This window comes from Quisquiliibacterium transsilvanicum, from assembly GCF_014202215.1.
Lineage (GTDB): Bacteria > Pseudomonadota > Gammaproteobacteria > Burkholderiales > Burkholderiaceae_E > Quisquiliibacterium > Quisquiliibacterium transsilvanicum.
Window position 1 is genome coordinate 461,568 of the sequence record NZ_JACHGB010000004.1, and the last position, 16,480, is coordinate 478,047.

Annotated in this window: 14 protein-coding genes; 7 read left to right on the forward strand and 7 right to left on the reverse strand. The window is 71.0% G+C overall.

Translation table 11 applies throughout. The annotated features are described in order from the left end of the window. Window positions 1-7: 7 nt before the first annotated feature. The 3 genes from HNQ70_RS11595 to argE are packed head-to-tail and all read right to left on the reverse strand — an operon-like array spanning window position 8 to window position 4,341. Entirely contained in the window at window positions 8-2,368 is a 2,361-nt protein-coding gene (locus HNQ70_RS11595; protein WP_183967609.1) for an FtsX-like permease family protein, read from the reverse strand. Next, the gene (locus tag HNQ70_RS11600; RefSeq protein WP_183967611.1) at window positions 2,365-3,153 is read right to left on the reverse strand and encodes an ABC transporter ATP-binding protein; all 789 of its coding nucleotides are present in this window, start codon (window positions 3,151-3,153) and stop codon (window positions 2,365-2,367) included. Before HNQ70_RS11600 ends, HNQ70_RS11595 begins: the two co-directional genes overlap by 4 nt. A 15-nt stretch (window positions 3,154-3,168) precedes the next feature. Further along, complete coding sequence (gene argE, locus HNQ70_RS11605; protein ID WP_183967613.1) at window positions 3,169-4,341, reverse strand: acetylornithine deacetylase; 1,173 nt, start codon at window positions 4,339-4,341, stop codon at window positions 3,169-3,171. 129 nt (window positions 4,342-4,470) lie between these two features. Here argE and HNQ70_RS11610 point away from each other — a divergent pair, with 129 nt between their 5' ends. The 4 genes from HNQ70_RS11610 to HNQ70_RS11625 are packed head-to-tail and all read left to right on the forward strand — an operon-like array spanning window position 4,471 to window position 7,657. Beyond that, window positions 4,471-5,145 carry a histidine phosphatase family protein gene (locus HNQ70_RS11610; RefSeq protein WP_183967615.1) on the forward strand — a complete coding sequence of 225 codons (675 nt, stop codon included), beginning with the start codon at window positions 4,471-4,473 and terminating at the stop codon, window positions 5,143-5,145. 1 nt (window position 5,146) lies between these two features. Then, the gene (locus HNQ70_RS11615; RefSeq protein ID WP_484573261.1) at window positions 5,147-5,629 is read left to right on the forward strand and encodes a YeeE/YedE family protein; all 483 of its coding nucleotides are present in this window, start codon (window positions 5,147-5,149) and stop codon (window positions 5,627-5,629) included. Continuing rightward, the gene (locus tag HNQ70_RS11620) at window positions 5,629-6,042 is read left to right on the forward strand and encodes a DUF6691 family protein (RefSeq protein WP_183967617.1); all 414 of its coding nucleotides are present in this window, start codon (window positions 5,629-5,631) and stop codon (window positions 6,040-6,042) included. Before HNQ70_RS11615 ends, HNQ70_RS11620 begins: the two co-directional genes overlap by 1 nt. Before the next feature lie 31 nt (window positions 6,043-6,073). Then, a complete protein-coding gene (locus tag HNQ70_RS11625; protein ID WP_183967619.1) occupies window positions 6,074-7,657 on the forward strand; it encodes an ABC transporter substrate-binding protein in 1,584 nt (527 codons plus the stop codon). 78 nt (window positions 7,658-7,735) lie between these two features. On the opposite strand, the gene HNQ70_RS11630 is transcribed toward HNQ70_RS11625, so the two are convergent. From HNQ70_RS11630 to panB, 4 genes are all read right to left on the reverse strand, one after another. Then, window positions 7,736-8,149 (reverse strand): Mut7-C RNAse domain-containing protein, encoded by a 414-nt coding sequence (locus HNQ70_RS11630; RefSeq protein ID WP_183967621.1) that lies wholly within the window; start codon window positions 8,147-8,149, stop codon window positions 7,736-7,738. After that, window positions 8,146-9,861, reverse strand: a complete 1,716-nt coding sequence (locus HNQ70_RS11635) for an N-acyl-D-amino-acid deacylase family protein (protein WP_183967623.1) — start codon at window positions 9,859-9,861, stop codon at window positions 8,146-8,148. Before HNQ70_RS11635 ends, HNQ70_RS11630 begins: the two co-directional genes overlap by 4 nt. 186 nt (window positions 9,862-10,047) lie before the next feature. Next, a complete protein-coding gene (gene panC, locus HNQ70_RS11640; RefSeq protein WP_183967625.1) occupies window positions 10,048-10,917 on the reverse strand; it encodes a pantoate--beta-alanine ligase in 870 nt (289 codons plus the stop codon). 8 nt (window positions 10,918-10,925) lie between these two features. Then, entirely contained in the window at window positions 10,926-11,732 is an 807-nt protein-coding gene (panB, locus tag HNQ70_RS11645) for a 3-methyl-2-oxobutanoate hydroxymethyltransferase (protein WP_183967627.1), read from the reverse strand. Window positions 11,733-11,880: 148 nt separating this feature from the next. Between panB and HNQ70_RS11650 the strand changes: the two genes are divergently transcribed. The 3 genes from HNQ70_RS11650 to HNQ70_RS11660 all read left to right on the forward strand — a co-directional run bounded on the left by HNQ70_RS11650 (window position 11,881) and on the right by HNQ70_RS11660 (window position 16,423). Then, the gene (locus HNQ70_RS11650) at window positions 11,881-12,615 is read left to right on the forward strand and encodes a 2OG-Fe dioxygenase family protein (RefSeq protein ID WP_183967629.1); all 735 of its coding nucleotides are present in this window, start codon (window positions 11,881-11,883) and stop codon (window positions 12,613-12,615) included. Continuing rightward, window positions 12,612-13,691, forward strand: a complete 1,080-nt coding sequence (locus HNQ70_RS11655; RefSeq protein ID WP_183967630.1) for a hypothetical protein — start codon at window positions 12,612-12,614, stop codon at window positions 13,689-13,691. The genes HNQ70_RS11650 and HNQ70_RS11655 overlap by 4 nt, the downstream gene beginning before the upstream one ends. Before the next feature lie 305 nt (window positions 13,692-13,996). Next, window positions 13,997-16,423: a DUF6351 family protein gene (locus HNQ70_RS11660; RefSeq protein WP_183967632.1), complete on the forward strand. Its 2,427-nt coding sequence runs from the start codon at window positions 13,997-13,999 to the stop codon at window positions 16,421-16,423. Window positions 16,424-16,480 lie beyond the last annotated feature (57 nt).

Genomic DNA, 16,480 nt, shown 5'->3' on the forward strand with positions numbered 1-16,480 from the left:
CTGTGTCTCATTCCCTTGTCTTGAGCACGCCGACCAGGTCGAGCCGGGACAGCCGGCGCTGCACGATCCAGGCACTGACCGCGCCGGCGGCGAGCGTCGTCAGGCCCGCGTAGGCATAGGTCGATGGCAGGATCACCAGCGGGATCGTGAAGTGCTCGGCGCTGGTGGCCGAGACCAGCGCCATCGACAGATGGTAGCCGCCGACGAAGCCCAGGGGGATGCCGAGCAGCAGCTCGATTCCCAGCTCGGCCAGCAGCAGCACCGCCACCTCGCGCTGCGTGAACCCGAGCACCCGCAGCGTGGCGAGCTCCCATGCGCGCTCGGCCAGCGCGATCCGCGCGCTGTTGTAGACCACCCCGACCGCGATCGCCGCGGCGAACACCGTGAGCACTCCGGTGAAGAACAGGATGTTCGCCGCGCTGGTCTCGCGCGTGTAGCGGATCAGCGCCGACTTCACGAACACGCCGGCGATCCCCGGCATTTCCTTGAGCCGGTCGTAGAGCGGTCCCAGGTCGCCGCCGTCGGTGCGCAGCGCGCCGGAGTTCACCAGCGGGCCGTCGCCTGCCAGCGCGGCCAGCGTCTCGAGGTCCATGTAGACGCCCATTCCCATCAGCTCGCCCACCACGCCGGTCACCGTCAGCTCGCGCTCGCGGCGTTCGCCGTCGAGGAACTCGACGCGCACCGTGTCGCCCGGGCGCAGCTCGAGCACCCCGGCCAGCCGCTCGGTGAGCAGTGCGCCGCCGGCGGCGAGCGGCGCCACCCGCAGGTGCTCGTCGACCAGCCGGCGCAGCTGCGCGTCGGGCGCAAGCCCCTGCACCGCGGTGCGGTAGCTGCGATGACCCGCGTGCAGGCGCACCGGGATGCTGCGGCTCGCCTCGGCGCGCAGCACACCTGGCAGCCGCGCGAGCTCATGGCCTGCGCCCGGCCCTCGAAGCTCGGTGAAGCCGAGGTAGACGTCGCCGGGCTGCGCCGCACTGAACTGCACCTCGAGCAGGTGGTCGATCGCGTCCTTCCACCAGGTGCCGGCGATCAGGATGGCCACGGCGCTGGCGATGCCGAGCACGGTGAGCAGCGCGCGGAAGGGGCGCCGCTCGACCGAGCGCAGGATCATCCGCCCAGCCGGACTTGTGAGCCTGCCCAGGCCCATGCGCTCGAGCAGCAGCGGGCGGAACGCCGGCGGCGAGGGTGGGCGCATCGCCTCGGCCGCGCGCAGCGAGATCACGCCGCGTACCGCGTGCCAGGAGCCGGCAGCGGCAGCGGCCAGGCAGGCGGCCGCCGCCAGCAGGACGATCCACCCGGCGCGCTGGTAGTAGAACTCTGGGAAGTGGAAGAACCCGGTGTACATGCCGGTCATGTAGCGGCCCAGCCAGTCGCCCAGCGCCACGCCGGCCGCGATGCCGGCGCCGACGATCGCCGCCGAGATCGACAGGTAGTGGGCGACGATGCTGCGGTCCTCGTAGCCCAGCGCCTTGAGCGCCGCGATCTGGTCGCGCTGGGTGGCCACCTGCCGGCCCAGCACCACGTTGAGGATGAACACCGCCACCGCCAGGAAGACCGTCGGCAGGAACACGCCGAAGGCGCGCTGCTGCGCGATCTCGCCGGCCAGCACCTTGTCGGAGGCCTGCTCGCGGCGAGGATAGGCGCCGCGCGAACCGTAGGGCGCGAGCAGCCGGTCTAGGTCCTCGATGGCGGCGCCGGCGGATGCTCCGGGCCGCAGCTTGATGGCCACGCTGTTGAAGGCGCCGTCCATGTCGAAGGCCGCCGCCAGGCGCTCGCGGTCCATCCAGAAGATCCCGAAGGAACGGTCGTCCGAGAGCAGCGCGTCGGTGGTCGCGTAGATGTACTCGGGCGACAGCCCCACGCCCACCACCTGCAGCGTCTGCATCCGGCCGTTGAGCAGCGCGCGCACCGTGCTGCCCGGGCCCAGCTTGCGCGCGCTGGCGAAGGCCTGGTTGACCAGCACTTCGCTGGAACCGCGGGCCGGCCAGCGCCCGGAGCGCAGGGTGACGCGGTTGATCCCTTCCTCGAGGGCGAACGGGTCGGCGCCGACGATCCGGGCAGCCAGCGGCTGGCGCACGCCCTCCAGCGCGATCTGGGTGTCGAACACCAGCCGGGTCTGCACCTCGGCCGCGCCGGGGAGCTCGGCGAGCCGAAGCGCGAGCGCGTCCGGTGCGCGGCGGGCCTGGGAGAACACGTCCGCGAAGCGCGCGGACGCGTAGTAGCGGTCACGCGCTTCGAGCAGAGAATCGTGGGTGGACAGCGAGCCGACGAAGCCGGCGATCCCGGAGGCCACCACCAGCGCGATGGTCAGCGCCTGCATGCGCAGCGCCCACAGGTCGCGCAGCAGCTTGCGGTGCAGCGCCTTCACCAGGAGAGTTCCGACGCGTTCAGCCTGCTGGCATTGCGCTCGTCGGACACCAGCCGGCCGTCGGCGAGCCGCAGCACCCGGTCCGCCATGCCGGCGATCGCAGCGTTGTGGGTGATCACGATCGCCGTGGTGCCCAGCTCAAGGTTGATGCGGGCGATCACATCGAGCACCACCTTGCCGGTGGGGTAGTCGAGCGCCCCGGTCGGCTCGTCGCACAGCAGCACGTCGGGGCGCTTGGCGATCGCGCGGGCGATCGCGACCCGCTGCTGCTCGCCGCCCGAGAGCTGGGCAGGGAAGTGATCCATGCGCGCCCCGAGCCCGACCAGCTCGAGCGCCACCTCGGGGCGCATCGGCGCCTGCGCCAGGTCGGTGACCAGCGCCACGTTCTCGCGCGCGGTCAGGCTGGCGATCAGGTTGTAGAACTGGAAGACAAAGCCGACGTGCTCGCGCCGGAAGCGCGTGAGCTCGCGCTCGTCGGCGCGCGCCAGGTCGTGGTCGCGCCAGTTCAGCTCGCCCGAAGTGGGGACGTCGAGCCCGCCGAGGATGTTCAGCAGCGTCGATTTGCCGCTGCCCGAGGCGCCGAGCAGCACCACGAATTCGCCGGAGGAGACTTCCAGGTCGACGCCGCGCAGCGCCTCGATCTCGACCTGCCCGGTGCGGTAGACCTTGCGCAGGCCGCGGGCCCGGAAGACGATCTCGCGGGGCGCTTCGGCGGGGGCCGGCGCCGCTGCGCCGCCGGGCTCGTGCTCCGTGTTGCCGCCGCTGAGCGGCCCGTCGGCCGTCATGCGCGGGGCGGCGGCTCAGCCCAGGGAAAGGTCGCCGCGCTGCAGCCTGCCCGCGAGGCGGTCGAGGAAATCGAGGCAGTGCCCGAGCTGCGCGATCTCGACGTATTCGTCGGGCTGATGGGCGACCTGGATGTCGCCGGGACCGCAGACCACGGTCTGCACGCCCACTCCCTGCAGGATGCCCGCCTCGGTGCCGAAGCTCACCCGGTGCGGCGCCGTGCAGCCGCACAGCGGCATGATCGAGCGCGCGAGGTGCATGTTGCCGCGCTCGTCGAGCGCCGGGGCGTCGACCACCTCGTCGATCGCGATGCCGCATTCGGGGGACACCGCGCGCATCGCCGGCAGCAGCACCCGTTCGCAGTGCTCCCGGATCTGGTCGACGACCGAGCCGGCGGACACCCCGGGCAGGGCGCGCACCTCGAAGAGGACCTCGCAGTCCCTGGCGGTGATGTTGTGCGCCGTGCCGCCGCGGATCATTCCCGCGTGCACGCTGGTGTGCGGGAACTCGAAGCCGTCGTGGCGCAGGCCGGCGGACAGCCGGCGCTGCAGGGCGCTGATGAACGCCACCACCTCGGCGCCGATCTCAACCGCAGACACGCCGCGGTCGCGCAGAGAGGAGTGCACCGAGAAGCCGCGGATCCGGCAGCGGTAGATGGCGGCGCCCTTGTTGGCGACCACCACCTGCATCATCGTCGGCTCGCCGATGATGCAGGCGGCCGGCCGGACCGGCGCTGCGGCGAGATGGGCGGCCAGCTGGCGCATCCCGCCCATGTCGGTCTCCTCGTCGTAGGAAAGCGCGAGGTGAACCGGAGTGCGCAGGCCGGCGGCGGCCAGCCGCGGCAGCGTCTCCAGGCAGCAGGCGATGAAGCCCTTCATGTCCGCGCTGCCGCGGCCGTGCAGCCTGCCGTCACGCTCGGTGAGCACGAAGGGATCGGAGCTCCAGTCCTGTCCCGTCACCGGCACCACGTCGGAATGTCCGGAGAGCATCAGGCCGGGGAGGTCGGCCGGGCCGACGGTGGCGAACAGGTTCGCCTTGCCAGGTTCAGGGCCATGCTGGACGAAGACGCGGACGCCCAGGTCATCGAGCCGATTGGCGACCCAGTCGATGAGTTCGACGTTGCTGTTGCTGCTGACCGTGTCGAAGGCGACCAGCCGGCGCAGCGTCTCGATGGTATCGGGCAGGCGCATCATTCCAGTTTAGCCGATGGTCCGGCGCACCGTCTGGTATGTTCGGTGTCCTCGAAAACCGGCCCCGCCGGCGCGCGCCGGCACGGCGTTCCCGCGGCGTTTCCATCCAGCAGGACCCCGACTCCCGCCATGCCCCTGATCCTTCTCGTGCGCCACGCGCAGGCCTCCTTCGGCACCGACGACTACGACCGCCTCTCCGACCTCGGCCGCCAGCAGTCGCGCTGGCTCGGCGAATACTTCAAGGCGCGCGGGCTGCAGTTCCGCAACATCTACGCCGGATCGCTGGTGCGCCAGCAGGACACCGCGCGCGAGCTGCTGTCGACCATGGGCCATGATGCGTCCGGGCTGGTCACCCACGACGGCCTGAACGAGTACCGCGGCGAGGCGCTGTATGCCGCCTACACCGGCGGCGCCGATCCGGTCGCGCAGCAGCGCTCCGACTTCAAGGGCTACTGGCGCATCTTCCGGGCCGCGATGCAGGCCTGGGCGGAGGGCAGGCTGCCGGACATGCCGGAGACCTGGGACCAGTTCGGCGGGCGGATGCGCAGCGCCCTCGGTGCGGCCGCCAGCGGCCTCGAGCGCAACGACGTGGCGCTGGTGGTGAGCTCGGGCGGCGCCATCGGGCGGCTGCTGGGCGAGATCACGGGCGCGCCGTCGAGCACCGCCATCGAGTTCAACCTGCAGTTCCGCAACACCGGTTTCTGCGAGCTGGTGTCGGTGGGCGATTCGCTGCGGGTGGCAAGCTTCAACAACGTGCCGCACCTGGAGTTCCCGGACCGCCGGCACGCGATCACCTACGCCTGACGTGGAGGCCTCCATGATCGAGCAGCTCTTCCCCAACGGCTCTGCGCACTACCTCGGCGGCGGCCTGCTGCTGGGCGTTGCGGTGGCCGGCATCTTCGTCGCCACCGGCCTGGTCGCCGGCATGAGCACCGTCTTCAGCTCCAGCTGGTCCTGGTTCTCGCGGCTTCCGTTCTTCGCGCAGGAGCGCTTCACCGGCAGCCGGCAATGGCGGCTCGTGATGGCGGTGGGCCTGGTGCTGGGCGCGCTGCTCGCGATGCTCACCGTCGGCGGCGGCGTGCCGGTGGTCACCGGGGTGTCCTGGTGGCAGCTCGCGCTGGGCGGCTTCATCGGCGGCTTCGGCGCGCGCCTGGCCAACGGCTGCACCTCCGGGCACGGCATCTGCGGAATGGGCTCGCTGCAGCTGCCCTCGCTGCTGGCGGTGCTGATCTTCCTGGCCACCGCGATGATCACCGCCAACCTGGTGTCCGCCCTGGGAGGCGCGTGATGAAGCCCGCCTCGCTGCTTGCGGTCCTCGTGGGCGGAATCGTCTTCGGATTCGGACTCACCTGGTCGACGATGATCCGTCCCGAGGTGGTGCTGTCCTTCCTGCGCTTCCAGGACTTCGGCCTGCTGCTGGTGCTCGGCAGCGCGGTGGTCGTCACCGCGCTCGCCTACCAGCTTGCGCCGCGGCTGATGCGCAGGCCGCTGTTCGAGCCGGCCTTCGGGAAGCACGCCTCCGCCCTCGACGCCAGCACGCTGGGCGGTGCGGCGATCTTCGGCATCGGCTGGGGGCTGTCGGGCGTCTGTCCGGGCCCGGCGATCGCCGGCCTGGGCGCGGGCAACTGGCCGCTGCTGATCGCCCTCGCGGGCATGTTCGCCGGCGCCTGGGCGCATGGCTGGCTGCAGAGCCGCCGTTGAAGCCGGCCCTCGCGCCGCAAGGAGACAGGTGATGCCGATTCTCGACCGTTGGCTGCGCGCGGCGGCGCTGGTCGCCGCGCTGGCGCTGCCCGCGCTGGCCTGCGCGCAGACCCTGCGCTGGGCCTCGCAGGGCGATCCGCAGACCATGGACCCCCACTCGCAGAACGAGCTGCTCACCAATGCGATGAACGGCCAGGTCTACGAGACCCTGGTGCAGCGTGATCGCAAGCTGCGCCTGGTGGCGGGCCTGGCCACCGCCTGGGAGCGCGTGTCGCCGACCCGCTGGCGGGTGAAGCTGCGCCATGGCGTGCGCTTCCACGACGGCACTGTCTTCACCGCGGACGACGTGGTCTTCTCGGTGCAGCGGGCCAAGGCGCCCACCTCGACGATCCGTGTCTACGCGAACGCGGTCGGCACGCCGCGCAAGGTGGATGCGCACACGGTGGAGTTCGATCTGCCGGCAGTCAACCCGATCTTCCTCGAGCACCTGGGCACGCTGCAGATCATGAGCCGCGCCTGGTGCGAGAAGCATGACGCGACGCGCCCGCTGGACTTCGCCAACCGCGAGGAACGCCACACCGCGCGCCACGCCAATGGCACCGGCCCCTGGCAGCTGGTCGCGCGCGAGCCGGACGTTCGCACCGCCTACCGGCGCAATCCCAACTGGTGGGGACGCTTCGAGGGCAACCTCCAGGAGGTGATCTACACGCCGATCCGCTCCGACGCCACGCGCACCGCGGCGCTGATCTCCGGCGAGGTCGATTTCGTCCAGGATCCCGCGCCGCAGGACCTGCCGCGCCTGCGCCGCCATCCGGAGGTGAAGGTGATCGACGGGCAGGAGAACCGGATCGTCTTCATCGGCATGGACCAGGGCCGCGATGAACTGCTCTACTCGAACGTGAAGGGCCGCAATCCCTTCAAGGACGAGCGGGTTCGGCGCGCGCTGTACCAGGCGGTGGACATCGAGGCGATGCGTGCGAAGCTGATGCGCGGCCAGTCCCTGCCCACCGGGGCGGTGATGCCCTCGCCGCTGGGCGTCTTCGAGGATCCGGAGCTGGAGCGCCGCCTGCCCTTCGACCTGCCCGAAGCGAAGCGTCTGCTGGCCGCGGCCGGCTGGGCGCAGGGCTTCGAGGTGACGCTGGACTGCCCCAACAACCGCTACATCAACGACGAGGAGATCTGCCAGGCGCTGGCCGGGATGTGGGCCCGGCTGAACCTGAAGGTCCGGGTCAATGCGATGCCGCGCGCCCAGTACTTCGCGAAGATGGAGAAGCTCGACACCTCGATGTACATGCTCGGATGGGGCGGATCGATCACCGACGCGGAGACCACGCTGACTCCGATCTACCGCAAGCGCGGCGCGGGCGGAGTGGGCGACTACAACTGGGGCCAGGTCGCCAACGACGAGCTCGACCGGCTCGCCGCCGCCTCCAGCCGCGAGCCGGATCCGGCGAAGCGCGAGCAGCTGATCCGCGCGGCGGTGCGCGAGCACAACGCGCGCGTCCATCACATCCCGCTGCACCGCCAGGTCATTCCCTGGGCGGCGCGCAAGGGGGTCGAGGTGGTGCACCGTCCGGACAACTGGTTCGAGTGGCAGTGGGTGAGCAAGCGCTGAGCAACCGGCATGGTGCACAGCTGATTCGCCGCTGACCCCTTGCAGGCGCGCAGCCCGTCCCGGGGGCTTCGGCCGCGGTCAGGCGCCGGCGCGGAAGGCCGCAACAAGGGCCGACAGGCGCCGCCAATGGGAACCCGGCCAGTAGACGCGGCCGCAGCCGGCGCAGCGCCTGAACTCCTGCTGGCCCAGCAGCCGCAGCCGGCGGGCGAGCGCCCCGAGGTGCGCGTCGGCGAGGAAGCGCAGCGGACCGTCCGCTCCGGGCGCGGCCGGCAGCACGTCGACGATGCTGCCGTCTGTCACCGCGTCGTCGAGCGTGGCCTCGCGGCCGTCGACCCGCACGCGGCCGATCTCCGTGTGCGGCACGCCGAGCGACTCGATCGCATGTTTCAGGCTGGCGTGTTCGGCGCAGGCGGCCCCTTGCGGCTGCCCCCTGCGCCAGGCGGCGAGCAGGGCGTCCAGCTCGCCGTGGAAGCGGAAGGTCGCTCTGCTCACCCGCCGGCCGGCACGGCCTCCGTCAGGCGACCCGCCCGCAGCAGGCGGCCGGGGCGCTCGCCGGTCAGCTCGTCGTCGCGCAGCGTCTCCACGCCGGCGACGAAGGTGTGCCGGTAACCGTCGGCGCGCTGGATCAGCCGGCGCCCGCCGGCCGGCAGGTCATAGACGATTTCAGGCTTGCGCACCCGCAGCTTCTCGAAGTCGATCACGTTGATGTCGGCGCGCATTCCGGGCGCCAGTGCGCCACGGTCGGTCAGGCCGTAGGAGAGCGCATTTCCCAGGGTCTGCTTGCGCACCAGGAACTCCAGCGGCAACTGTGCTCCACGGCTGCGGTCGCGTCCCCAGATCGTGAGCAGCGTGGTCGGGGCGCTGGCGTCGCAGATGGTGCTGACGTGGGCGCCGGCGTCGCTGCCGCTGATCACGCTCGCCTCGTCGGCGAGCATCTCGCGCACCGCCTCCAGGTTGCCGTGCGCATAGTTCTCGAAGGGATGCATCAGCAGCCCGCGGCCATCGTCGGCCAGCAGCAGCTCCATCGCCATCTCCCAGAGGCTCACGCCGTCGGCGCGCGCGAGCTCGGCCAGGCAGTGCCGCGGATCGGGTTCGTAGTCGGGGCGGTCGCCGATCAGGTAGGACTTCTCCAGCATTCCCTGCATCCGGCGATTGCCGGACTCCTCGGCCAGCAGCCGGGCGCGCAGGGCCGCGTCCTCGCGCAGCCGGCGCACCCGCTGCGCCGGCGAAAGCGGCTCGAGCTCGCTCCACGAGGGGTGCGCGCCGAAGGGATTGATCGAGGTCTCCAGGCTCATGATCACGCCGACCGGCCGGCCGGCGACCTGCGCCGATGCGTCGACGCCGGCGGCACGCGCGGCATGGATGCCGGCCATCACCTGCCGCCACCGGTCCGGATCGCTGCTGTACTCGAGCAGCAGGCAGGACAGCGGCCGGCCCGCCACTTCGGCGGCTGCGCGCAGGATCTCGAACTCGCCCGGGCCCCAGTCGGAGTTCACCTCGAGCACGCCGGATCCCGCGCGCCGCATCGCCTGGGCCAGCGCGAAGAGCTCGGGCTCGTCGGCGGTCAGCGTGGGCACCAGGCGGCCGTCGCGCGCGCGGTGCTTGGTGGTGCGCGAAGTGGTGAAGCCGAACGCGCCCGCGCGCAGCGCCTCCTCCAGCAGTTCGCCCATCCGCTCCATCTCCTGGGCGGTGGGGGTCTCCGTGTGCGAGGCGCCGCGCTCGCCCATCACGTAGAAGCGCAGCGCGGAATGCGGGACCTGGGCGCCGACATCCATCGTGCGCGGCTGGCGCGCCAGCGTGTCGAGGTAGTCGGGGAAGGACTCCCAGTCGAAGCTCACGCCCTCGTCGAGCACGGTGCCCGGGATGTCCTCGACCCCTTCCATCAGGTTGATCAGGAAGTCGGTGGTGCCGGCCTTGACCGGCGCGAAGCCGACGCCGCAGTTGCCGAAGATGGCGGTGGTGACGCCATGCCAGCACGAGGGAGTGAGGTCCTGGTCCCAGGTGGCCTGTCCGTCGTAGTGGGTGTGGATGTCGACGAAGCCCGGCGTGACCAGCAGGCCGCGCGCGTCGATCTCCCTGCGTCCGCGTGCGGGAACATCGCCCACCGCGGCGATCCTGCCGCTGTCGATCGCGACGTCTGCCTGGCGGCGGGGTGCGCCGGTGCCGTCGATGACGGTGCCGCCACGGATCACGAGATCATGCATGTACGTTGCTCCTGGTGCTGGCCGCGGCGCTCTGGTCGGCGTCGGTCGGCGGAAGCGGCCATGGTAGGCCGCGGCAACAGGCAGGGGCAAGACGCGCGCCGTGCAGGGCGCGCCGATTGGAACGGCAGGGCGAGGAGCCCGGTCCGGCATCGATCGCAGCGGCGCGATCGATGCCTGCAAGGGTGGTCAGACCTCGACGTTGTCCAGCAGCCGGGGGGTGCCCAGCCGGGCTGCACCCAGCACGACCAGCGGCTCGTCGCCGAGGAGTTCGGCGTTGGTGGGTACGTGCAGGTCACGCTGGCGGCGCAGCGTGATGTAGTCGGGCTTCCAGCCGCGCGCGGCGAGCTCGTTGCAGGCGGCTGCCTCGATGCGCTCCAGCGCTTCGTGGGTGAGCGAGCCATCGGCGCGCGCTGCGCGCACTGCATCGACCGTCCCGCGCAGCACGCGGTTCAGGCTCGGCGCCTCGCTGCGCTCGCTGGCCGTCAGGTAGCCGTTGCGCGAGGAGAGCGCCAGCCCGTCGGCCTCGCGCACGGTGTCGTGGCCGACGATGCGCACCGGCAGCGCGAACTGGCGGGCCATGCCGCGGATAAGCATCAGCTGCTGGTAGTCCTTGCGCCCGAATACCCCGATCTCGGGCTGCACCATCGCGAACAGCTTCATCACCACGGTGCACACGCCGTCGAAGTGGCCTGGGCGCACGGCCCCTTCGAGCGTGGAGGCCAGCGCCGGATCGGGCACCACGTGGAAGGCCTGCGGCTCCGGGTACATCACCGTTTCGTCCGGGGCGAACAGCAGGTCGCAGCCGGTCTCGCGCAGCAGCGCCGCATCGCGCTCGAAGGTGCGCGGGTACTTGTCGAAATCCTCGTTGGGGCCGAACTGCAGGCGGTTGACGAAGACGCTCGCCACCACCGTGCCTTCAGGGCCCACCAGGCGCCGGGCTTCGCGCACCAGCGCGAGATGACCCGCGTGCAGGTTGCCCATCGTGGGCACGAAGCCGACGCTGCCCGCGCCGGCGAGCGCGCCGCGCAGGCCCTCCAGGCTGTCCTCGATCCGCATCGCGCTGCTCAGTATCCGTGGGTCGCGGGATCGGGGAAGGTCCCCCCCTTCACTTCGTCGACGTAGGCGCGCAGCGCAGCGCCGACCGACGGGGCGCCGTCCATGAAGTCGCGCACGAACTTCGGCAGCCGGCCCCGGGTGATGCCGAGCATGTCGTGCAGCACCAGCACCTGGCCGGAGGTGCCCGGACCCGCGCCGATGCCGATCGTGGGGATCGGCAGCGCCTGGGTGATGCGCGTGGCCACCGCCGTGGGCACCATCTCCATCACCAGCATCGCCGCGCCGGCCTCGGCGAGCTCGGTGGCGTGCCGAAGCATGGTCTGCGCGGCGTCCTCCTCGCGGCCCTGCACCCGGTAGCCGCCGAGCGCATGCACGGTCTGGGGCGTGAAGCCGATGTGCGCGCACACCGCGATGCCGCGCTCGACGATGAAGCGCACGGTGTCGGCGGTCCAGCCGCCGCCCTCGAGCTTGATCATCTGCGCGCCCGCCTGCACCAGCTTCACCGAGCTGCGCAGCGCCTGCTCGCGCGACTCGTGATAACTGCCGAAGGGCAGGTCGCCGATGAGCCAGCAGTTGCGGTTGCCGCGCGCCACCGCAGCCACGTGATAGGCCATGTCCTCGAGGGACACGGGCATGGTTCCCGGCTGCCCCTGGATCACGTTGCCGAGCGAATCGCCCACCAGGATGGTGTCGACGCCGGCCTCGTCGCACAGCCGCCCGAAGGATGCGTCGTACGCGGTGAGCATCGCGATCTTCTCGCCGCGCGCATGCATTTCGCGCAGGCGGTGCAGGGTCACGGGTTTACGTTCGGTCATGGCGCGCCGCACAAATGGAGTTGGTCGATTGTACCCATTCCGTTCCGCGTTTCCTCGAGCGCGTCACGGCAGCGGCGGGCGCCTGGCGCGGCGGCGCGCGCCTAGAATTGCGGATTGCCCTCGGGCGTCGCCGCAATCCCTCGAACTGATGAACGATCCCGCCTGGACCCTCACCGGGGAGGCCCCCGCCCGCAGCCTCGGCCTGCAGGGTTTCGTGCGGCTGGAGGCGGCGCAACTGCTGTCGCTCGGCGGCCTCCAGCTTGCCGACGTGGAGCGCTGGCGTCCGTCGTGGGACCGGCTGCCGCCGGATGCCTGGCTGCGCGACGGTGGCCGCTACCGCAGCCGCCGGCACGGCTGCTTCGTGCACGAGGTGGCAACGGCGCGCGTCGAGCAGGCGCCGCATCGTGCGCACTGGCAACCGGTCGACTACAACGCGCTGCACGGCGGAATCGAGCGGATGTTCGAGCCGATCGAGCCGCAACTGTGCGCCGATCCGGCGTGGGCCCGGCTGCTGCGCAAACTCGGCGAACTGTTCGAGACGGTCGCGCCCGCCGGCCGCTGGTTCATCGAGGCGCATCAGTTTCGCATCGACACCACCGACGGGGTGGGCCGGCCCACCCCGGAGGGCGCGCATCGCGATGGCGTCGACTTCGTCGTGGTGATTCTTGTCGAGCGGCACGCGGTGCGCGGCGGCGAAACCCGCGTGTTCGAGGCCGACAGCCCGCGCGGCATCCGCTTCGTGATGGACGAGCCCTGGAGCGCGGTGCTGCTCGACGACCTGAAGGTGATCCACGAAACCACGCCGATCCAGCCGGACGGCGCCGACCCGCGGCGCGACACGCTGGTGCTCACCTACCGGCGAGCGGGGTTCCTGTCGCCATGAATGCCGCTGCCGAACGTGCATCGGATGCCTCGGACTCCGCCGCGTTGCGCGCGGCCGCCGCGCTCTACCACCGCTACTTCACAGGCCTGATCCTCACGGTGGCGACGCGCCGCGGCCGGCAGGACGCCGGCGAACTGATCTACCGCGTGTTCCGCCACCAGCATCATGAGAAGTTCCTGCCCGGCCTGCGCAAGCTCGGCCTGGCAGGGCTGCCGGACGCGGTGGCCGCGGCCGGCTATCACTACCTGGCCAACCGCGTCGGCGGCGTGCAGGTGGAGTTCATGCGCGAGTCCGACCGCAAGGCCTGGGTGCGCTTCGTTCCGCCGCGCTGGGTCTACGAAGGCACCGCGATCGCCGGCGTGCCCACCGAGGTGTCGCGCGGCATGTTGCGCGGCTGGTATGCGCACAACGGTCCGAGCCTGGGCAACTCGCGGCTGGGCTTCGTCTGCACCGCGCAGACCACCGATGGCCAGTACGGGCTGGCCGGTTACTTCCTCGAGCATGAGCGCGCCCTCGAACCCGAGGAGCGCCTGCGCTTCGCGCCCGGCGAGGAGCCGCCGCCCTTCGATCCCGCCGCCGCGCCCGCGCTGGACGCCTCCGAGTGGACGCCGGAGCGCCTCGCGAAGGCCAGCCGCAACTACGCGATGGACTACGTGCGCTCCACGCTGCCGCGAATGGTCGAGCTGTTCGGCCCTGCCGACAGCGCCCACCTGGGCGGCGTCGCCGGCCAGCTGGTGGCGATGCAGTACTACCAGGAGACCGCGGCGCTGCTCGGCGTCCAGCCCGGGGGCGCCGAAGGGTTCGCGCGCTACATGTCGGGCATGGCGGCCGGGCAGGGCGACGCCTGCGGCTGGTCCCGTGAAGGCGATGCGGTGCTGGTCAGGCAGGCCGGCTGGCGGCTGATGCGCGGGCTGGCGCCCCTGCATCCCTCGGTCTTCGACGCCTGGAACGGGCTCTGGCAGGGCGCGCTGATGGTGCATGACCGTTTCCTGTGCCTGGAGGTGCTGGAGCGGATGGACCACGGCGATCCGGCCTTCGTCTGGCGCATCCGGCCCAGGCGCAAACAGACGTTCTGAGCGCCGGGGGCGGGCGCACCGCGCGCCCGCTGCCGTCATGCCGCTGTCGGAATAGTTTCCACTTCGCCTCGTCGTTGGCATCGACGGATCCGCAACTGCTTGAAATTCAAGGAACATTTTCCGCAGGCATGTCCCTTGCTGCTCCCGGCGTTCGGCCCGCGACGAGCCGGCTCTTCCGAGCCTGCGACCTGCGCGAGATGCCGACGCTCGACGAAGCCTCTGCGGTTGCGCAGGTGCGCGGACCGCATTCGCAGCGTCGATCCCATACGAATAAGAAGGCCGTCAGGCCGGGGGGAGACCAAGGGATGGGCACGATCGTGAATCGATTCGGACGCGCCGCGGGATGGACCGTGGTGCTGGGCAGCATGGCGCTGGCGGCCTGCGGAGGAAGCGGCGACGGCGCCGACCAGGCCGCTGCGAGCGCTGCGCAGCAGCGGCGCGCGGCTGCCGACACCCCGGGGCTGAGCGGTCCCGCTCGGACGGTGAAGCTGAGCGTGCTCTCCAGTGCGCCGCAATGGGTTTCCGGCGGCGATGCGCGGATCGAGGTGCGCGCGGCAAAGGGGCTGCACGACAAGCTCGAGCTCTGGCTGAACGGCGCCAGGGTGCAGACCGTTCTGCAGTCGAAGGACGATCGTCTCGAAGGCGTGATCAGCGGCCTGGCCGTTGGCGAGAACCGGCTCGAGGTGCGGCACCGCTCCAGCGGCGAGCGCGACACGCTGGTGCTGACCAACTGGCCGATCACCGGGCCGATGTTCAGCGGTCCGCAGCAGCATCCCTTCGTGTGCACCGCCGTGCAGAACCTGGCGCCGGCCCCCGCCCTGCGGCTGCTGGTCGACAGCGTCAGCCAGCCCGGCTACCGGGTCACCGATGCCGACGGCAAGCTGCTCGGCTACAGCCGGGACTGCTCGGTCGAAACCGTCGTCAGCTACCAGTACCGCAGCACCGGCAACGCCTGGAAGGCCCTGCCGGAGGGCCCGCGCCCGGCCGACATGAGCACCGTCACGCTCGCCGACGGGCGCACGGTGGACTTCATCGTGCGGCGCGAGGTGGGCTCGATCAACCGCTTCCTCTACAGCTTCGCGATGCTGGCGCCCGCGGGCGAGAACCCGGCGGCGCCCGACCTCGGTCTGTGGAACCGCAAGCTGCTCTACTGGTTCCAGGGCGGCGTGGCGGTCGGTCACAGCCAGGGCACGGTGCATGGCGGATCGATGAACCCGGACATCCTCAAGCAGGGCTACGCGATCGTCCACAGCAGCGGCAACAACACCGGCACCCACTACAACATGAACCTCGCCGGCGAGACGGCGATGATGACCAAGGAGCGTTTCGTCGAACGCTACGGCGCGCCGCTCTACACAATCGGTCTCGGCGGCTCGGGCGGCGCGATCCAGCAGTACCTGATCGCGCAGAACAACCCCGGCGTGCTCGACGGACTGCTGCCGGTGCAGAGCTATCCCGACATGGTCACCCAGACCATCCACGTCGGCGACTGCGAACTGCTCGAGTACTACATGGACGCCACCGACCGCGCAAACCCGAAGTGGCGGACCACCAAGAACCGCTCGCTGCTGGTGGGCATGAACGCCGAGGAGGGCTTCGCGAAGGTCAATGACGCGCTGGCGCCGCTCAAGACCGCGCTCGGCTACAGCACCGCCCCTGGCACCACCGAGTGCATTCCGGCCTGGCGCGGCCTGACCCCGCTGGCGATGAATCCCTGGTATGGCCAGGCGCCCAACCAGCAGAACTACGAGCCGCTCTCCGACATCGCCGCGATCCGCTGGACCCACTACGACGACCTGCGCAACGTCTACGGCGTCGACGCCACCGGCGCGGCGCGGCCCACCTGGGACAACGTCGGGGTGCAGTACGGCCTCGCGTCGCTGAAGGCGGGCAGCATCACGCCCGCGGAGTTCCTGCGCCTGAACTGGACGATCGGCGGCTGGAAGCACCCCAGCCAGATGGCGCAGGAGACCTTCCCGTTCTTCGGCACCGGAGCCGCCGAGATCCAGAAGGCGCAGACCATCCCCGGTTACTTCGACCCCTGGAGCAGCAAGAACATGAACGCCAGCGCCGGGGCGGGGATGCCGATGCCGCGCACCAAGGGCGATCCGATCGCGATGCGCGCCGCCTATGCCAGCGGCCATGTCTTCGACGGGAAGCTCGACGTGCCGGCAATCGACCACCGCCAGTACATGGAGCGCGAGCTGGACATGCACAACAGCCACCAGAGCTTCGCGGTGCGCAAGCGCGTCCTCAATCGCGCCGGCAACAGCGACAACCTCGTGATCTGGTTCACCGACACCATTCCCAACACGCCGAAGGCGAGCCAGTCGCTCGAGGCGCTGGCGGTGATGGATCAGTGGCTCGCCAACATCCGCGCCAATCCGAAGGCGGGAATCGCGGCCAACAAGCCGCCCAGGGCGGTTGACGCCTGCTACGACCGCTTCGGGCAGCTGATGCAGTCTGGCCCCGGTGTCTGGAGCGGCATCCTCGACGCTGGCGCGCCGGGCGCCTGCACGCAGGCCTTCCCGCTGTACACCACCTCGCGAATCGTGGCCGGCGCGCCGATCGAGGGCTCGATCTACGACTGCACGAAGAAGCCGGTGGACGATGCCCTGGCAGACGGCACCTACGCCCCGTGGGTGCCCGGCGCAGCGGAAGTCGCGCAGCTGAAGCAGATCTTCCCCGAGGGTGTCTGCGACTATCGGCAGCCTGACCGGGCACGGCCGTAGCGCTTCGCGGCGGGCCGGACGCCAGTGCCCGGCCCGCCGGGCGCGGCTGCCTCTCGT

Coding starts and splice junctions, on each gene's coding strand:
- HNQ70_RS11600 (WP_183967611.1), bottom strand. CDS start 3,153: ATGACGGCCGACGGGCCGCTCAGCGGCGGCAACACGGAGCACGAGCCC.
- argE (WP_183967613.1), bottom strand. CDS start 4,341: ATGCGCCTGCCCGATACCATCGAGACGCTGCGCCGGCTGGTCGCCTTC.
- HNQ70_RS11610 (WP_183967615.1), top strand. CDS start 4,471: ATGCCCCTGATCCTTCTCGTGCGCCACGCGCAGGCCTCCTTCGGCACC.
- HNQ70_RS11620 (WP_183967617.1), top strand. CDS start 5,629: ATGAAGCCCGCCTCGCTGCTTGCGGTCCTCGTGGGCGGAATCGTCTTC.
- HNQ70_RS11625 (WP_183967619.1), top strand. CDS start 6,074: ATGCCGATTCTCGACCGTTGGCTGCGCGCGGCGGCGCTGGTCGCCGCG.
- HNQ70_RS11635 (WP_183967623.1), bottom strand. CDS start 9,861: ATGCATGATCTCGTGATCCGTGGCGGCACCGTCATCGACGGCACCGGC.
- panC (WP_183967625.1), bottom strand. CDS start 10,917: ATGCGGATCGAGGACAGCCTGGAGGGCCTGCGCGGCGCGCTCGCCGGC.
- panB (WP_183967627.1), bottom strand. CDS start 11,732: ATGACCGAACGTAAACCCGTGACCCTGCACCGCCTGCGCGAAATGCAT.
- HNQ70_RS11650 (WP_183967629.1), top strand. CDS start 11,881: ATGAACGATCCCGCCTGGACCCTCACCGGGGAGGCCCCCGCCCGCAGC.
- HNQ70_RS11655 (WP_183967630.1), top strand. CDS start 12,612: ATGAATGCCGCTGCCGAACGTGCATCGGATGCCTCGGACTCCGCCGCG.
- HNQ70_RS11660 (WP_183967632.1), top strand. CDS start 13,997: ATGGGCACGATCGTGAATCGATTCGGACGCGCCGCGGGATGGACCGTG.